Genomic DNA, 14377 nt, shown 5'->3' on the forward strand with positions numbered 1-14377 from the left:
GGCGTACTTTCAGCATCTATCAACTGGCGACGGGCAGTGGTCATAACCAACCTCGACTGAGCTTTGATGGGTATTTCAAAGCCTAGTCAAGGCTGTGCGAAACATCAAAAAGATATGGCTGTCCTGTTTTTTTTATTTTTTTCACTGTTTTTTTTATGTTTTTTTTAGCTCGAAGCATCTCCACCATAGTGATTCATGATTTTTTGGATAGCTCTTTCTTGAGATTTAATTGGGGTGCTTTCGCAACTTGACCACCAAACATATCAGCAATCTCGTCCGCCATTGTATCAATCTCTAATTTTGCCGCTGGTGCCTTAGAGTAGATTTCACCAAACTTGTTTGGAACAACATACCCGCCACTGTCGGGTTCGCTTTATGCAAGAAGAGAAGATATTCGATTCATATCATCTCTTAACCTACACTGTTCATCATCACTAAGTTGTTGATCACACCGTTCAAGATTAATCCGCTCTAACAATTCTAGAGTTTGCTCCTTGATATCATCCCTGAGAAATCCATGCATTAGGCCTTCTTCACACAAAACCATATAAATAATTAGCTTTTCTAGCTCACCACTCTCAATTGACTTCGCATACTCAACCTGTACACGTGAAGAAGCTTGTCGAATATCGAGCCCATCGCGCATAAACTCTTCAATATCCTCATGGATAAATTCTTGAAGTTCTTCGTATGACCATTTGTCCATAATTATTCCCCCGCAAACACGTTTAGCTGAATATTAGGATAACGAGCTTTAAAATCGAAAATAACATCAGTGCAACTGGTACAAGTTAACCTTTCTGTAAACAGGTTTATTGAGCCTGTTGCATTTCGATTATTTCCAAGCCTTAAAGCCACATCGTTCAAGATCTTAAACTCCGTATCCCATTGTCTTGTATACGCGTCTGGCGTACCCACTCTAACATTGTCGGGATCGACTGCCTTCGGTTTAAAAATCCAATCAGATTCATCAGCTAAATGCACAAACCCATCAGCGCCCTTATCGGTTGGATAGTTAATACGACTATGAGCCTTCAACTCTATTGGCAATCCTGGAATATCAAGCTGAGCAACTCCAACATTGCCGCTACCTTGAAGCTTTTTAGGTAGCTCAGCACGAATATCTTCAACTCGGGTTTGTAGCGCCTTTTGGATGTTTAGTCTTTCAGACTAAGTCAACACTTGCCTGTTTGGAACATCTTTATCCGCATTCTTCCGACTTTTCTGGGGAGTGTCAACATCACCCTCTGATGCCTTACTATTCAGTGGAGTCTGGTGTTTCCCGATATAAGTTTGAACTGCATGGTCGTTCCGAATCGCCTTTTGGGCCTTGGCGATATCTTCCAATACGCTGCTGGCCGGGCTGATAATCCTGCTGGCCCGTTTCTTTGTCACAACAAGAAACATCAGGATCACCCCAAAGACGCTGCCAACCAGCGCCGCAAGCAGGACAAGAGACATCTCCAACATGCCATCCAAACTGACCCGGCTATGTATATAACCGGTTATTTCGGCCAGCTTATCTTTGGGAAGGGCGTCGAGATAACGCAGTGGCAGTGATTGCAATAAGGCCCGGACATACTCATCTTTTAACAGCAAGATCAGCATTTCCATCGCCTCACCGCTGGCCTTCAAGCCATTTTCACCGCGGGCACGCCATTGGGCCAGTTTGGCCTCCAGAGCATCGACATCGCCTGTCATTATCGCCTCGAGCAACAAAGAAAGACTTATCTCTGCTTCCTCGAGGAATGCCATCAAGCCGCTGAAATCCAGCAAATCGTCCATGAAGCTGGCTGTTCCCTGACTTAGCCCCTGTGTGTAAGCCTGGCCAGTCTGCAAGGCTTGTTGCCAGATTTGCTGTTGGTTGAACTGCTCTCGCTGAGCCGTCAGCTCCGCCAGCTGTGCATCCACTTTTTGCCTGAAGCTGTCACTGATTTGCTGAACATCCGCCTGAGCGGCCAACTGTTCGCTTTTCTTGGCCATTTCCGCTGCCGCAGTGTCCAGCGACGCCGCCAACTGACGGTAGAGGCCGGGTAACCTTTGCTCTGCACTTTGGCGCTCAGCCTCATCGCCGAAGATCACTGTGGCTTCCCCGTTGGGGCAATCTTCCAGGCAGGCCCAGCCCTTGGCATTCAATACCCCGCTCTTTTGCGAACCATCACTGAATTCGACTCTATAGGGCACCTTACCGGCCGCCGTCTCCTCTTCGTCATCGTAAACCAGTTCCAACTCCAACCTGCGTCTGGCTTGAGCGAACTTGGGGCTGATTTTGGCCGTTGGCGCCGTGGTGGGCGCAATCTGAGTAAGGCTGGGATCCGGGCTGTAAACAGGTTCGATGGCCGGGGCCAGGCTGCCGGTGGATGTCTTAAAGTGAGCACTGCTGCCTGCAGAGGCAAAACGCTTTTGGATCTGATTAACGGCGTGAGGGGAAATACCTTCTTGAATGTTGGTAATCCACTCGCCTGATTGATAACGAAATAGTGGCAAGATTGGAGTATCACTGAGGATCACTCTGCTGCCATCGGCCAGTTCCCGCTTGAGCTGCTCGAGCGAGCGCCCGGACGGCGCCAAAGATACAAGCTGTTCATTGCTCAAGCTTTGCCAGTTGGCCTCAATCTGCCCGGCATCGCTGAGATGCAACTCAGCCATGCTGACTACGCGGATTACGCCCATCTACGACTCTCCCTGTCTGCCCCAAGGTAATTAGGTTACCCCTTGGTAAAACTCCTTGTTTCCTGTGGCGCTTTTTTGAGCGCGCCTGGATGGTACTGCAAGTTTTTACAAAAAGCAGCTCAGAAATATCTGAAACTTTGGCTTTTTCCGATATTTTTCGCGTCGTTAGCCGTAAAACTATACTTTTGAGGGGAGTCTTTCATTCGAAATGATGAACTACTTTTACCCAGGTGCCAGCTCACAGCAAAGTGTTGCTGCTATAGCCTGAGGCCGGGGTTCTGGGCTATCATCTGGCCCCATAAATTCAGCGTATTCCAAAGCAGTATTCATGATCACCATTTCCGATGCCCAGTTGATCCGTGGCACCAAGACCTTGCTTGACGAGGCCTCATTGACTATTTATCCCGGCCACAAGGTGGGATTAGTCGGCGCCAACGGTACGGGCAAGTCCTCATTGCTGGCCCTGATTTTAGGGCAACTACACCTGGACAAAGGCGAGATCAGCGTGCCATCCCAGTGGCGCATTGCAACTGTCGCCCAGGAAACCCCGGCGCTGGAGGTATCGGCACTGGAATATGTGCTCGATGGCGATCGTGAGTTTCGCGAGCTCGAAACCCAGCTGGCGAAAGCTGAAGCAGAGGATAATGGCCACAGGATAGCCGAACTGCACGGCAAGCTTGATGCCGTAGGCGGCTACAGCATACGCGCCCGTGCCGGTACCCTACTGGCAGGTCTTGGCTTTACCGAGGCCCAGCAGAGCCATCCGGTGAAGAGTTTCTCCGGCGGCTGGCGGATGCGTCTCAATCTGGCGCAGGCACTGCTGTGTCGCTCGGAATTATTGCTGCTCGATGAACCCACCAACCACCTGGATCTGGATACCATGTACTGGCTGGAGGGTTGGATTAAATCCTATCAGGGTACGCTGGTGCTGATCAGCCACGACCGTGACTTTATCGATGCCATAGTGGACGAAATCGTCCATGTGGAACACCAGAAACTCAACTTCTACAAGGGTAACTACAGCGCCTTTGAACACACTCGCGCCGAGCGTATGGCCCAGCAACAGGTGGCCTATGAACGCCAGCAGCGAGAGCGTGCGCACATGCAGTCTTTTGTGGACCGCTTCCGTTACAAGGCCAGTAAGGCCAAACAGGCCCAAAGCCGCCTGAAAGCACTGGAAAGGATGACTGAGTTGATGCCTTCCAAGGCCGACAGCCCTTTCTATATGGAGTTTCGCGAGCCGGATGCGCTGCCCAACCCCTTGGTGAAGATGGAAGATGTGTCGGTTGGCTACGGCGACAAGGCTATTCTCAACAAGGTGCATCTCAATCTGGTACCCGGCGCCCGCATCGGTTTGCTGGGGCGCAACGGTGCCGGTAAGTCCACCCTGATTAAGTTGCTGTCTGAGCAACTCTCGCCCATGCGCGGCCTGTACGAGCCCAATCCCGGGCTCAATATCGGCTACTTTGCCCAGCATCAGATAGAGTTTCTACAGCTGGATGATACCCCGCTGCAGCATCTGCAGCGCCTGGCCCCCAATGCCCGCGAACAGGAGTTGAGAGACTTCCTCGGTGGTTTTGGGTTCCAGGGCGATATGGCACTTGCCCAAGTGCGTCCCTTCTCCGGTGGTGAAAAGGCCCGTCTGGTGCTGGCGCTGCTGGTTTGGCAACGCCCCAATCTATTGCTGCTCGATGAGCCCACCAACCACCTGGATCTGGAGATGCGCCACGCCCTGACCGTAGCGCTGCAGGGCTTTGAAGGCGCCATGGTGATAGTGTCCCACGACCGTCACCTGCTGAGACTCACCTGCAACGACTATTACCTGGTCGATGGCGGCGAAGTGCGGATGTTCGATGGCGATCTGGATGACTATCACCAGTGGTTGCTGGATGCCGCCAAAGCCGCAACGGCATGTATGTCTCAGGTTGACGAAGCCTCACCGGCCCAGGACAAGAAGCTGCAAAAGCGTCTGGAAGCTGAATTGAGGCAAAAACTATCGCCGCTGAAGAAACGTCAGGCCAAACTGGAAGCCGAGCAAAGCCAGGCTACCGACAGATTGGCGGAGCTGGAAAATCTGCTGGCGGATACTTCTCTCTACGAGGCCGAGCAAAAGCCCAAACTGACGGAGATCCTCGCCGAGCGCACCCAACTTTCGCAGGCGCTGGAAGAGAGTGAAATGAACTGGTTGGAACTTCAGGAAGAGATAGACACCATCGAAGCCGAGTCAGGCCTTTGAGCCGGGGAAACCCGGGTGTTGAGATTGCAAGCAAGGAGAAAAGCGTGCCACATACGAGTCTGTTTACCTCTAGTCTTTGGCAGGAATGTGAAACACTTTACCCGGCGCTGGAAAGCCTGCTGATAAAACTGCAGGACGAACACGGCCTGATAGTCAACCTCTTGCTGCTGGCGCTGACTCTGGACAACAAAGGCGTTAGCCTCAACCAGGGATCATGGTCCCAGCTCCACAGCGAAGTTGAGCAGTGGGAAAGCGGCATTCTGCGCCCCTATCGGCGGCTGAGACGCTTGGCCAAACCCAACCTGGGACAAGCCGAGTACCAACAGATGTTGGATGTCGAGCTGATGATGGAACGCAGAGGGCAGCAGCTGATATTGCACAAACTCAATGGCCTGCCTCGCAGCGTCACTGAAGACAAGCAACACAATCTCAGTACCTATCTGGCACAGTTCAACCTCAGCCCTCAGCAACATCCTGCTCTGCTGGCTCAGGCTTGAGCCTCCGGGCCAGCAAGCTGGCGTTGCGCGCAGTCAAACCATAGATACTCAGCTGTGGATTGGCTCCCAAACTGCTGGGGAATACAGAGCCATCCATCACCGACAGATTGCTGTAGTAATGCGCCTGGCCTTCGCTGCTCACCCAGGATAACTGCCTGTCTTCCCCCATGGCGCAGCCACCCATCACATGCGCCGAAGCCACTATGGTCTTCAGTGGCGCCAGCGGCATGTCGGCAATAACCTGTTTGGCCTCTTGCCAGGAGGACAAAATTCCGGCGCCCTCATTGATGGGCATAACCTGCTCGGCGCCTGCGGCAAACTGCAGCTCGGCCATGCAGGCAAAGGCCCTTCTGGCGGCGGCAAACAAGGCCGGCGTCAGAGGGTAATCCAGGGCAGTGCCTTTATCTGTCAGCAATACCTGGCCACCGGGCAATTCCGGCGAAAAGCCATCCCGGATCAGGGCTATGGTGACCTGCAGATGATTGAACCAGGACATCAGCTCGGCATGCTGTGGCCCATAGCCCAGAGTTTTGGAGGCGATAAGCACAGGATGTACCGGCGGTACCTCCAGCTTATATCCTGGTTGACCAGTGGCCCCATCTTGCCAAACAAACTGATCCGAATATATCGACTGCGGTGCCCCGGAGTGGGCATTGATTGCCTCCCGAAAGCGGGCGCCACTGAGCACGGTTGGGTGTAAACAGGTCTGCTTGCCGAGGCGCTGATAGGGATCTGTCATTTGTGAACGCAGCAGTAATGCCGGAGTGTGGATTGCCCCAGCCGCCACCACATAATGACGGGCGCGGATCATCAATTTGACTCCAGTGGGCTTGTTATAGCCATCGAGCGCCTCGGCTCTGAGGGCAAAAACCCGCTCACCATGATGCTCGAAGCGCTCGGCGCGAACATGGCTGTATAACTCTGCTCCGGCATTCAGGGCAGCCGGTATTGTGGTGACCAGCATGGATTGCTTGGCATTCACCGGGCAACCCATACCGCAGTACCCCGTGTTCCAGCAGCCCAGCACATTGCGTTTGATAACTGTGTAGTCCCAGCCAAGCGCGACACAGCCATCCCTGAGGGCCTGGTTGTTGCGGTTGGGATCTATCGGCCAGCGACTGATATTGAGCCTTTGCTCCATCTTGTCGAACCAGGGATCCAGCTCGCTGCGGGACAAACCTTTAACCCCAAGGCTTTGCCAATAATCCAAAGTGGCTTTGGGGGTGCGAATCGAAGTAGTCCAGTTGACTGTGGTGGAGCCGCCGACCGACTTACCCTGGAAAATACTGATCCCCTTATCCTGGGTCTTCATGGCCGCCGCTTGCTGGTAGAGTTCTGGATAGGCGCGGCGCTCCTCCATGACAAAGTCAGGGGATGACTTGAGCGGCCCGGCCTCCAACAGCAAGACTCTGAGCCCCGCCTGAGTCAATACTTCAGCCGCCGTGCCACCGCCGGCACCTGTGCCTATGATGACAACATCCGTCTCCAGTTCAAGATCCTCGGTCAAAGAGGCTCCATCTGTATGTTTCCAACCTGCGGCCAGCCCGGCCAAAATGGGATCAGCTATCGGCAAATGTGTCTCCAGTCGGGTATCAGAGTGCCAGTTTTGGCTTGTTATAGTTGAGTCTGTCCCAATGCTCAGGGCAGGCATAATAGCTTGCCATCAACAACTCTCTGAGACCGAGATAAGCTTGTTGCAGCAGCTCCATCCAAGAGCTGCGCCAGGATTCCAGCATCTCGACCAATTCATTGGGGCTGCGCAGCATCAGAGGCGTCATGCTGCCACTCAGCAAGAGTAAACCAAAGCGGTTCTCCAGGATGTCGAGCAGTTGTTCCAACTCCTGACGCTGGGCCTTAGGTAGCCATTTCAGGGTTTGATTGACCGCATCCAGCGTGCGATTGATGGCACTGCTTCTATGTTTGTTAATCTCCGGCAATGCCCCTTCCAGCAACACGGGGATCAAGGCACCAAGCAGAAGGTCATGGGGCTTTTCATGCTCACTCAGGTTGGCGATTTCCTCCTCCTCATAGAGGCTGACACCCAATGCCAATGCACTGGTTCCCCCCAAAGCCCAAAGCAGAAACTGCCGTCTTTGCATGCCTGTCCTCCTGTCATTCCCCTGCACTCAGCTGTGCTGACATCTGTGTTACAATCCTGCCAATAACCAATTAACCACAGCAAAGTGCCCACGGCAATAGGCCATTTCGCAAGCGAGATCCCATGAGCAGTAGTTTTCGTCCGCCCTGGTGGGCCAGGAGCCCCCATTTCCAAACGATCATACCTGTTTTGACCAAGGTGGCAGGGCTACCACTGCGGCGTGAACGGCTGGAGCTGGAGGATGGCGACTTTATCGACCTCGACTGGCTCAAGACGCCAATCCCGGGTAAGCCCTTGTTGGTAATACTGCACGGGCTGGAAGGCAGCGCCGACTCCCACTATATCCGCCGCCTGCTGCGCGAGTGTCAGAAGCAGGAGCTGGCAGCCGTAGTGCACCATCACAGAGGCTGCTCGGGTGAAGACAATCGCCTGGCGCGCAGTTACCACAGTGGTGATACGGCCGATATCAGCCATAGCCTGCAAACCCTGAAGCAGCGCTATCCCCATTCGCCTCTGCTGGCGGTAGGTTACAGTCTCGGCGGCAATGTACTGGCCAAGTACCAGGGAGAATTTGCAGATAAAAGCCTGCTCAGCCGCGCCGCCGTGGTATCGGCACCGCTGGCGCTGGCATCCTGTGCCAAGCGGTTGGAGAAAGGCTTCTCCAAAGTTTATCAAAGTTATCTTATCCGCCAATTGCAGCAAAAAATGCTGCTGAAACTCGAGCGGGGCAACAGCCAGTTGCCGCTGAATGGTGAAGCCATCAAACGGCTGAACACCTTTTATGATTTTGACCATCAGGTGACTGCACCGCTGCACGGTTTCAACGGTGTCGATGACTATTATCAAAGGGCCAGCGCCTTGCCTTTATTGGGTAAGATAGCCAAACCGACCCTGATACTGCATGCAGCAGACGACCCTTTTATGACTGACGCCGTAATCCCTTCATTGGAGCATCTGCCCGCCTGCGTCGAATATGAGCTGCATGCCAATGGCGGCCATGTGGGCTTTATCGAGGGCGGCACACCGTGGCAGCCACGCTATTATCTGGAGCAGCGATTGCTGCGTTATCTGACGGAGTCAACCCATGCTGATACCCTATGAATACCTGCTGCAACTGCCCAAGGAAACCCTGGATAACCTGATTAAGGAATACCTGCTTTCCCAGGTGGAAGACGGCAGTTTCGATGCCCTGGGTGACAAGGCGTTGGAGCAGGCCATCGGCAAGTGCCGCCTGGCGCTCGAGAGCGGCCATTTACTGGTAGAATTCAGCGAAGATGACGAGTCTGTTGCCATCCGCTCCCGCGAGGAGATCATGCGGCGTACCCCACTTGTCGACGATTGACCCGTCCCCCTGCATTCCTTTATAAGTAGTTAACTAAAGGTTAACGGGTCAGATAACCACAGCGTCGGCCCGCAGCCCAAGTTCTTTGAAACAGGTAGGAAAAATGTCTGCAAAACATCCAATTATCGCAGTGACAGGTTCATCGGGTGCCGGAACCACGACTACCACAACCGCCTTCAGTCACATCTTCAGACAACTGGGGATCAATGCGGCCATGGTGGAAGGGGACAGCTTTCACCACTATACCCGCGCCGAAATGGAAGTGATGATCCGCAAGGCCAAGGCCGAAAACCGCAACATCAGCTATTTTGGCCCGGAAGCCAATGACTTTGCCCGTCTGGAGAAGTGTTTTTCCGACTATGCCGGCACGGGGCAAGGGGAAACCCGCTCCTACCTGCATACCTTCGATGAAGCCGTGCCTTACAACCAGATGCCGGGTACCTTTACTCAGTGGCGACCGCTGCCGGAAGACACGGATATGCTCTACTACGAGGGGCTGCACGGCGGTGTAGTGACCGGCGAAAGCAATGTTGCCCAGCACGTGGATCTCTTGATTGGCATGGTACCCATAGTCAACCTGGAGTGGATCCAGAAGATCATTCGCGATACCTCTGAGCGCGGCCATACCCGTGAAAAAGTGATGGGCTCAATCGTGCGTTCGATGGACGACTATATCAATCATATGACGCCGCAATTCTCCCGCACTCATATCAATTTTCAGCGGGTTCCCACGGTAGATACCTCCAACCCCTTCAGCGCCAAGGATATTCCCAGCCTGGACGAAAGCTTTGTGGTGATCCGCTTTCGCGGCATCAACAATGTCGACTTCCCCTATTATTTGAAGATGATCCAGGGGGCTTTTATGTCCAGGGTTAACACCCTGGTCGTGCCGGGAGGCAAGATGTCACTGGCGATGGAGCTTATTCTGACACCGCTGATCAAAGACCTGATGGATAAGCGCCAAGCCCTGCTGGAGCAGGATATTGAATAGGCTGGATGCAGATAAATTTTGGCTTCAGACTCGATTAAGTTTGATTTAAGTCTAAAGGGGTAAATTACAGTCATCGGGATTTCAGGCGAAATACTGATGGTTGACATACTCTTGGGGATAGATTCCCCCATCTTGATCTGTTTGTTCCCTCGAGTATGTCAACAACCTACCCTATTTTAGATGCCCATAATGGGCATTTTTTATTGCCCGAATTCGTACTCTCCATGCAAGCGTCAGTTTCTTCCTCTGACGCAAACACAATCAATCACAGCTAAAACTACAGCCAAAATCCCAGCGTTCAGCAAAGGGATTATCCGTATCGGCTTGAAGCATTCACAACGGGCGTTATTCCATCAAGGGCACCACTTCACGGTAAGGCTTGTGGCTGCGATAACTCTCCAGCCGCTGCCGGAATTCAAGCGCCTTACTGAGATCCTGCGACTGCTCCAGCGCTGCAATGGCCTGCTGCTGAGTCGCCACCGCGGCGGTAAAATCCCCTAATTCGGCGTAAGCTGCCGCCAAGTTATCGAGATTGGTGGGGTCCTGATTGTTGTCTTCCAGTAGTTGCTTGGCAAGCGCCAACGCCCGACCACCATCGCGGTACTTGGCTTCGGGGCAAGTGGCCAGGATCCAGGCGGCATTACCAAGAGAGATGTCATCACCGGCCGAGCTGAAAAACGCCACAGCCTTGCCGCAATGGCGGTTAACCCCTTCACCACCTGAAGCATAGAGGAAACCCAGTCTGAACCTGGCCCAATGGTTGCCCTGCTCCGCCAACGGCAGATACCAACGCTCGGCCAGCGCCAGATCCCGCTGCATCAACTTGCCTTCAAATGCCAGGTCTGCCAGGGTTTGCTGCGCCTTGGTTTCGCTCCCTTCGGCAGCCTTGGTCAGCCAAGCGAGGCCGGCAATTTTGTCCTCGGCAACGAAGCGGCCGGAGAGATACATCAAACCTAGCAGGTACTGAGCTTCCACTTCACCATTTGCGGCATTGAGCTGAATATAGGCCAGTTTGCTGGCGGCAATTTCCTTGCTTGGCTGGGGAATGGCAAAGGCCTGTAACTGTCCGCTGAACAGACTCAAGGCCAACATGGCAGCCGCTGCAATTAAGGGAGATTTCACTCTGATACCCTTTGATAATCTATGCATACAGACTCATAAATTAGCCCGAACCCGGCGTGAAAGTCGAGGTCAATCCACCAATAAAACGCTAATAGTAGCTCTCAATGGGCTTGGCGAATTGTGAGCAAGGTGAAGAAGATGTGATTTAACCTACAGACTGGAGCGATTCCAGGGGCTTTTAATCTGTATTGGTTGACATGTATCACTAAAGTATCAGAATGATAACCAAGATTAGCGATTTAATTGCGTTGATTCACTCAGTCTAAACTAAGACTTGGTTCAAAGTTTACTCTTTGATATTGACGTAAAATCCTTATTTAGAATATCCTTACTTTCGTTTTAATCAATCGAGGAACATAGGCATGGCTCTGATTGGTAAGCCAAAACCAGATCCGACTTTGGAGTGGTTTTTATCACACTGTCACATTCATAAGTATCCAGCCAAAAGCACTCTGATCCATGCTGGTGAAGATTCAGACACTCTGTATTACATAGTAAAAGGGTCTGTTGCCGTATTGATTAAAGATGAAGAAGGTAAGGAAATGATCCTCTCTTACCTGAATCAGGGCGACTTTATCGGTGAACTGGGTCTGTTTGAAGAGCAAGCCGAGCGTACCGCTTGGGTTCGCGCCAAGCAAGCCTGTGAAATTGCTGAGATCTCTTACAAGAAGTTCAAGCAGCTGATCCAGGTTAACCCTGAGATCCTGATGAAGCTGGCCGCTCAGATGGCACACCGTCTGCAAAGCACCAGCCAGAAAGTGGGCAACCTGGCCTTCCTCGACGTGGCCGGTCGCATCGCTCAGACCCTGTTGCATCTGGCTAAACAGCCTGATGCCATGACACATCCAGACGGCATGCAGATCAAGATCACCCGTCAGGAAATCGGTCAGATTGTTGGCTGCTCCCGCGAAACCGTGGGCCGCATCCTCAAGATGCTGGAAGAGCAGAACCTGATCCAGGCGCACGGTAAAACCATAGTAGTTTACGGTACCCGCTAAGCCAGCTTCAGCTTGATTTAAGCCTGATTCTATAGAGTGGCCAAGGTAATAACCTTGGCCACTTTTGTTTTTCAGGAGCATCAATTGAGAGGGCTATTTTTCATTTGCTTTATTAGCCTGACTTTGAGCACTGCAAAGGCTGAAGTGGCCAGTCCCCACCTGGAACCCGATCACGATATCGCCAAGGAATTAGTGAAATCCGGGACGATCCTCTCCCTGGATGCCACTCTCTCTCAGCTACAATGGGTGTGCCATGGCAAATTGATTGACGCTCATCTCTATCAGAAAGAGGGTGAATGGCGTTATGATTTGCAGATAAAAGTCGAACATGGCCATATCGTCAGTCTGAGTCTGAATGCAGGCACAGGTTTACACGATGATCTAATCCCATTACCGAGCGAATGTCGTCCCAATGAAACTTCTACTCGTTGAAGATAATGCCCTGCTGGTTGAAGAACTGGCAAAACAACTAAAGCAAGCAGGCTATGTCACGGATGTGACCGACAAAGCCATAGAAGCCGACTATCTGGTCAAAGAAACCCAGTATGACTGCATCATTCTCGATATCGGCCTGCCCGATGGCAACGGCTTGCAGTTGCTGGAAAAATGGCGTCAGCAGGGGCTGACCACTCCTGTGATTATGCTGACCGCCCGCAGCCAGTGGCATGAAAAGGTTGAAGGCTTCAATGCCGGTGCCGACGACTATCTGGGCAAACCCTTTCACACCCAGGAACTGCTGGCCAGACTGCAGGCGATAATCCACCGCACCCATGGCCGTGCCACTGTGCCCGGCAAGCAATTGAACTTCGGTGGCGTCAGTCTGGATGAAGCCGAGCAGACTGTGACTGTCAATGGTCAACGTTTCGACCTGACCGCCATGGAGTTTCGCTTGCTGCGGATCTTCTTGATGTCGCCCAAGAAGCTGCTTTCCAAGGCACAGATCACCGACAAGCTGTACCAGTTTGATGATGAGAAAGAGAGCAATGTGGTCGAGGTCTATGTCACCCATCTGCGCAAGAAACTGGGTAAGACAGCGATAGAAACCCGTCGCGGCCAAGGTTATATCTTTCACGGCAGCCAATCCTGATGATGTCCATCCGCACCAAGCTGAGCCTGTGGCTGACAGCACTGGTGTTACTGAGTACCCTGATAGGCCTGGCGTTTATGGAATCCATGCTGCGCCAGGCATTTCACGACTCTATTATCAACCGCTTGCAGGAAGATCTGGAGCAAGTGGCGCTGGCCACTCACCTCAATGACGGTGAAATCCTGATAGATCAGAGCCTGCTTTCCGGCTTCTACAAACCCGCCTATTCCGGGCGCTACTACCAGCTCAATCTGCCGGATCGGGAGATCCGCTCCCGCTCCTTATGGGATCAACGCCTGGAAATAGTGCAATTGGAGCCAGGGCAAACCCGCGCCTGGCAAACCAAGGGGCCACAGAATCACGACATTCAACTGTTGTCATTGGGGCTGACCTCAAGTAGCAAGAAGATCAATGCCACCCTGACGGTGGCACAGGATCTCAGCATAGGGCGCAAGGTATTTACCGAGGTTTATGGCACCAAACTGAGTGTCAACCTGGCCATGTTGCTGGCGATGATCCTGGGGATATTTCTGGTATTGCGGCAATCCTTTAAGCCGGTGAAGCAGATAAAACAGGCGCTGGCCAAACTCAGGGAGGGGGAGATCAACTCGCTGTCGCTGGAGACCATTCCTCCCGAAGTCAAACCTCTGGCCGAAACCTACAACGAGCTACTCGAATACACGAGTAACCAAATTCAGCGCAGCCGCAACAATCTGGGCAATCTCAGCCACGGCCTGAAGACGCCACTGGCAGTGATGCGCCAGCAAGTAGAAGCGCTGGGGCTGAAAGATCCCGATACCGCCAGGGCACTGGAGCAACAACTGGATCAGATCCACAAGATGATAGAGCGTAAACTGGCGGCGGCGCGGATCACAGGCGATATGCTGCCGGCGGCACAGTTGGTGCTGCCAAGGGATCTGGAGAGCCTGTGCCAGACCCTGGATAAGGTGCATAGACACAAGCAGATTAGCTGGCGCTTCGATATCAGTGATGGTATTCCCAGGCTACCAATCCACAGAGAAGACGGCATGGAACTGCTCGGTAACCTGTTGGACAACGCCTATAAGTGGGCCTCAAGCCAGGTGTTGGTGAGGGTGTGGCAACATCAGGGACTGGTGTATGTCAGCGTCGAAGATGACGGACCAGGGGTGGCAGAGGAAAACATGCAAACCCTCACCCGCCGCGGCAATCGCCTGGATGAAGAGATCAATGGTCATGGGTTGGGGTTGTCGATAGTCAAGGATATTGCCGAGCAGTATCAGTTGGATATCGACTTCTGCAAGAGCCCGGCACTGGGCGGACTCAAGGTTTCACTGACCTTCAAGGCCTGAAG

Annotated in this window: 15 protein-coding genes; 9 read left to right on the top strand and 6 right to left on the bottom strand. The window is 52.8% G+C overall.

Features of this window, described 5'->3' with window-relative positions; genetic code table 11:
- Nucleotides 1–373 precede the first annotated feature (373 nt).
- From ACMHXI_RS19790 to ACMHXI_RS19800, 3 genes are read right to left on the bottom strand one after another with little or no spacing between them, the layout of a single operon-like run.
- Nucleotides 374–706, bottom strand: coding sequence for an Imm3 family immunity protein (locus ACMHXI_RS19790; protein ID WP_028779714.1), 333 nt, complete (start codon nt 704–706; stop codon nt 374–376).
- Between the two features lie 2 nt (nt 707–708).
- Nucleotides 709–1155 (bottom strand): deaminase domain-containing protein, encoded by a 447-nt coding sequence (locus ACMHXI_RS19795; protein ID WP_028779713.1) that lies wholly within the window; start codon nt 1153–1155, stop codon nt 709–711.
- Nucleotides 1156–1170: 15 nt separating this feature from the next.
- Entirely contained in the window at nt 1171–2673 is a 1503-nt protein-coding gene (locus tag ACMHXI_RS19800) for a hypothetical protein (RefSeq protein WP_413735912.1), read from the bottom strand.
- A gap of 328 nt (nt 2674–3001) precedes the next feature.
- On the opposite strand from ACMHXI_RS19800, the gene ACMHXI_RS19805 reads away from it, so the two are divergent.
- Together ACMHXI_RS19805 and ACMHXI_RS19810 are read left to right on the top strand one after the other, a co-directional pair.
- On the top strand, nt 3002–4909 hold the full coding sequence (locus ACMHXI_RS19805) for an ABC transporter ATP-binding protein (RefSeq protein WP_096141982.1): 1908 nt from the start codon (nt 3002–3004) through the stop codon (nt 4907–4909).
- Between the two features lie 44 nt (nt 4910–4953).
- Nucleotides 4954–5406, top strand: coding sequence for a DUF2390 domain-containing protein (locus ACMHXI_RS19810; RefSeq protein WP_096141983.1), 453 nt, complete (start codon nt 4954–4956; stop codon nt 5404–5406).
- On the opposite strand, the gene ACMHXI_RS19815 is transcribed toward ACMHXI_RS19810, so the two are convergent.
- Together ACMHXI_RS19815 and ACMHXI_RS19820 are read right to left on the bottom strand one after the other, a co-directional pair.
- Nucleotides 5366–6979 (bottom strand): GMC family oxidoreductase N-terminal domain-containing protein, encoded by a 1614-nt coding sequence (locus tag ACMHXI_RS19815; RefSeq protein ID WP_413735914.1) that lies wholly within the window; start codon nt 6977–6979, stop codon nt 5366–5368. The genes ACMHXI_RS19810 and ACMHXI_RS19815 overlap by 41 nt on opposite strands.
- A gap of 19 nt (nt 6980–6998) precedes the next feature.
- Entirely contained in the window at nt 6999–7505 is a 507-nt protein-coding gene (locus ACMHXI_RS19820) for a hypothetical protein (RefSeq protein ID WP_025011298.1), read from the bottom strand.
- Between the two features lie 122 nt (nt 7506–7627).
- Between ACMHXI_RS19820 and ACMHXI_RS19825 the strand changes: the two genes are divergently transcribed.
- The 3 genes from ACMHXI_RS19825 (at nt 7628) to ACMHXI_RS19835 (ending at nt 9837) form a co-directional block, all read left to right on the top strand.
- Nucleotides 7628–8605, top strand: a complete 978-nt coding sequence (locus ACMHXI_RS19825) for a hydrolase (RefSeq protein ID WP_044733674.1) — start codon at nt 7628–7630, stop codon at nt 8603–8605.
- Nucleotides 8589–8846, top strand: a complete 258-nt coding sequence (locus ACMHXI_RS19830) for a YheU family protein (RefSeq protein ID WP_144161413.1) — start codon at nt 8589–8591, stop codon at nt 8844–8846. Before ACMHXI_RS19825 ends, ACMHXI_RS19830 begins: the two co-directional genes overlap by 17 nt.
- 103 nt (nt 8847–8949) lie before the next feature.
- Nucleotides 8950–9837: a phosphoribulokinase gene (locus ACMHXI_RS19835; RefSeq protein WP_025011301.1), complete on the top strand. Its 888-nt coding sequence runs from the start codon at nt 8950–8952 to the stop codon at nt 9835–9837.
- Nucleotides 9838–10182: 345 nt separating this feature from the next.
- Here ACMHXI_RS19835 and ACMHXI_RS19840 read toward each other — a convergent pair whose 3' ends face one another.
- Complete coding sequence (locus ACMHXI_RS19840; protein WP_413735951.1) at nt 10183–10965, bottom strand: tetratricopeptide repeat protein; 783 nt, start codon at nt 10963–10965, stop codon at nt 10183–10185.
- Nucleotides 10966–11321: 356 nt separating this feature from the next.
- On the opposite strand from ACMHXI_RS19840, the gene crp reads away from it, so the two are divergent.
- The 4 genes from crp (at nt 11322) to ACMHXI_RS19860 (ending at nt 14375) form a co-directional block, all read left to right on the top strand.
- Nucleotides 11322–11957: a cAMP-activated global transcriptional regulator CRP gene (crp, locus tag ACMHXI_RS19845; protein ID WP_025011303.1), complete on the top strand. Its 636-nt coding sequence runs from the start codon at nt 11322–11324 to the stop codon at nt 11955–11957.
- A 144-nt stretch (nt 11958–12101) separates the two neighbouring features.
- Nucleotides 12102–12389, top strand: coding sequence for a PepSY domain-containing protein (locus ACMHXI_RS19850; protein ID WP_223828894.1), 288 nt, complete (start codon nt 12102–12104; stop codon nt 12387–12389).
- Entirely contained in the window at nt 12370–13044 is a 675-nt protein-coding gene (locus tag ACMHXI_RS19855; RefSeq protein WP_025011305.1) for a response regulator transcription factor, read from the top strand. The genes ACMHXI_RS19850 and ACMHXI_RS19855 overlap by 20 nt, the downstream gene beginning before the upstream one ends.
- Nucleotides 13044–14375, top strand: coding sequence for an ATP-binding protein (locus ACMHXI_RS19860; RefSeq protein ID WP_025011306.1), 1332 nt, complete (start codon nt 13044–13046; stop codon nt 14373–14375). The genes ACMHXI_RS19855 and ACMHXI_RS19860 overlap by 1 nt, the downstream gene beginning before the upstream one ends.
- The last annotated feature ends 2 nt before the right edge of the window (nt 14376–14377 follow it).

This window comes from Shewanella sp. BJSY2023SW005 (genome assembly GCF_047314585.1).
Lineage (GTDB): Bacteria > Pseudomonadota > Gammaproteobacteria > Enterobacterales > Shewanellaceae > Shewanella > Shewanella algae.

Coding starts and splice junctions, on each gene's coding strand:
- ACMHXI_RS19790 (WP_028779714.1), bottom strand. CDS start 706: ATGGACAAATGGTCATACGAAGAACTTCAAGAATTTATCCATGAGGAT.
- ACMHXI_RS19800 (WP_413735912.1), bottom strand. CDS start 2,673: ATGGGCGTAATCCGCGTAGTCAGCATGGCTGAGTTGCATCTCAGCGAT.
- ACMHXI_RS19805 (WP_096141982.1), top strand. CDS start 3,002: ATGATCACCATTTCCGATGCCCAGTTGATCCGTGGCACCAAGACCTTG.
- ACMHXI_RS19820 (WP_025011298.1), bottom strand. CDS start 7,505: ATGCAAAGACGGCAGTTTCTGCTTTGGGCTTTGGGGGGAACCAGTGCA.
- ACMHXI_RS19825 (WP_044733674.1), top strand. CDS start 7,628: ATGAGCAGTAGTTTTCGTCCGCCCTGGTGGGCCAGGAGCCCCCATTTC.
- ACMHXI_RS19830 (WP_144161413.1), top strand. CDS start 8,589: ATGCTGATACCCTATGAATACCTGCTGCAACTGCCCAAGGAAACCCTG.
- ACMHXI_RS19835 (WP_025011301.1), top strand. CDS start 8,950: ATGTCTGCAAAACATCCAATTATCGCAGTGACAGGTTCATCGGGTGCC.
- crp (WP_025011303.1), top strand. CDS start 11,322: ATGGCTCTGATTGGTAAGCCAAAACCAGATCCGACTTTGGAGTGGTTT.
- ACMHXI_RS19855 (WP_025011305.1), top strand. CDS start 12,370: ATGAAACTTCTACTCGTTGAAGATAATGCCCTGCTGGTTGAAGAACTG.
- ACMHXI_RS19860 (WP_025011306.1), top strand. CDS start 13,044: ATGATGTCCATCCGCACCAAGCTGAGCCTGTGGCTGACAGCACTGGTG.